This is a genomic window from Parvibaculum sp. (genome assembly GCF_049672805.1).
Classification (GTDB): Bacteria; Pseudomonadota; Alphaproteobacteria; order Parvibaculales; family Parvibaculaceae; genus Parvibaculum.
Genome location: NZ_JBATWS010000199.1, coordinates 1 through 1,656 on the forward strand (window position 1 = coordinate 1; position 1,656 = coordinate 1,656).

The 1,656-nt window shown below is 60.2% G+C and carries 2 protein-coding genes and 1 pseudogene; 1 reads left to right on the plus strand and 2 read right to left on the minus strand.

The window, feature by feature from the left end; translation table 11 throughout:
* A pseudogene (locus tag WBF74_RS06420) lies at window positions 1-232 on the minus strand (N-acetylmannosamine-6-phosphate 2-epimerase); the annotation flags it as partial.
* A gap of 138 nt (window positions 233-370) precedes the next feature.
* Window positions 371-1,126: a GntR family transcriptional regulator gene (locus WBF74_RS06425; protein WP_424436923.1), complete on the minus strand. Its 756-nt coding sequence runs from the start codon at window positions 1,124-1,126 to the stop codon at window positions 371-373.
* A gap of 264 nt (window positions 1,127-1,390) precedes the next feature.
* Here WBF74_RS06425 and WBF74_RS06430 point away from each other — a divergent pair.
* The coding region (locus tag WBF74_RS06430) for a FadR/GntR family transcriptional regulator (RefSeq protein WP_424436926.1) at window positions 1,391-1,656 on the plus strand (266 nt) is incomplete at its 3' end.

Here is a 1,656-nt window from a genome sequence, read left to right on the forward strand (position 1 = left end):
CGTCATAGGCGATGATATCGGCACCAGCCTGTGCCAGCGCGTCGACATCCTCGATCCAGGGTGTAATGCGCACAGGGCTGTCGTCGAGGTCGCGTTTCACGAGGCCGATGATCGGCCTGTCGGTTGCGGCGCGAACGGCGGCGACGTAGTCCGCCGATTCGATGCGCAGGGCGGCTGCGCCACCGTCGAGCGCAGCCAGGGCGAAGCCGACGACCATATCGGCCCTGTCCATGGCGCCGCCCTTCACGGGCTGGCAGGATACGATCAGACCCTTGTCGAGGGATTTGAAGTCAAGCGGCACCGGCTATCTCCTGTCGTTGGCAGGATGGTAGCAAAACAAGACCAGATGGCAACAGGATTTAAACTGGTATTATCGCATCAGCTCGATGACGAAATCATAGACATCGCCGCGATATTTGGTCTGCGTGAACTCGACGATCTGCCCGTCGGCAAGGAAACAGCGGCGCTCCATGATGAGCAGCGAGGCATCGTCGGGGGCGTCGAGAAGCCGTCGTTCTTCCTCGGTGCCGGGCTTGGCCTGCATGCGCTGCAGCGCCCTCACCGGCAATGCACCGTTTCTTTCGAGATAGTCGTAGAGCGAGTCCCCGACAGCCTGCGGCTCGGGTACGAAGCGGGCGGGCAGCGTCGCCATCTCGATGGCGATCGGCACGCCATCAGCCGTCCGCAACCGGCGGAGCCGCACGACCTTTTCGCTGCCGGAAATGCCAAGGGCCATCATTTCGCTTGGAGAAGGCCTTGAAATCTCCCGCGAAATCCAGGTGCAACCAGGCTCCAGCCCGCGTGACCGCATGTCCTCGGAAAAGCTGGTCATTGTGGCCAGGGATTTCTCCAGCCGGGAGGAAACAACCGTCTTGGCGCCTTGCCGTCGGTCGAGGAACCCGTCCGAGACGAGGCCATCGATGGCCTTGCGCACGGTGACACGCGAAAGGCCGAGCACCTGGCTCAACACCCGCTCGCTCGGGATGACGCCGCCGCGTTTGACATGCGCGGTGGCAATCGCCTGTTTCAGGGCATTTTCCAACTGTCGGTAAAGGGGATCGCTGCTTGTTGCGGAAAGCTCCGCGGTGAGGAAGTCGAGGATCGGTCGATCAGTCACGGAAAGCATACTCCTTGCGGCGAATCCCCGTCAAAATATTTCTCTGATGTTAAACTGGTATTGGCTTTGCGCAATGGATTTCGCTTTGCGCACAGCGCGGCGCTGCGCTGGCCATCGTGACCGATGCCGTTTGCGCTTCGCCGGAAGACATTTTTGACGTATCTCCGGGTGAGCCACCTATTGGCAATTTCGATATCCAATTGACAGATATCCTACAAGTGAATAAATGTAGGCCGCTGTCTTTTCGGAGTCAAAAGGCAACCGGAGACGAAGATGAACGTGAAGTCGATCAAGCCCCTGAAACGAGCCCCGCTCCTGCATGTCTCTGTGCAGGAAAGCCTGCGCAGCTATATCGAGGACAATCATCTCGATGCGGGCGCGCCCCTGCCGCCCGAAGGCGAGCTTGCCACCCAGCTTGGGGTGAGCCGCAACTCGGTGCGCGAGGGCATCAAGGCCCTGGAATCCGTCGGGGTACTTGAAACGCGCCGCGGCATCGGCGTCTTCGTCAAGGCATTCTCCTTCGAGCCGCTGCTGGAAAA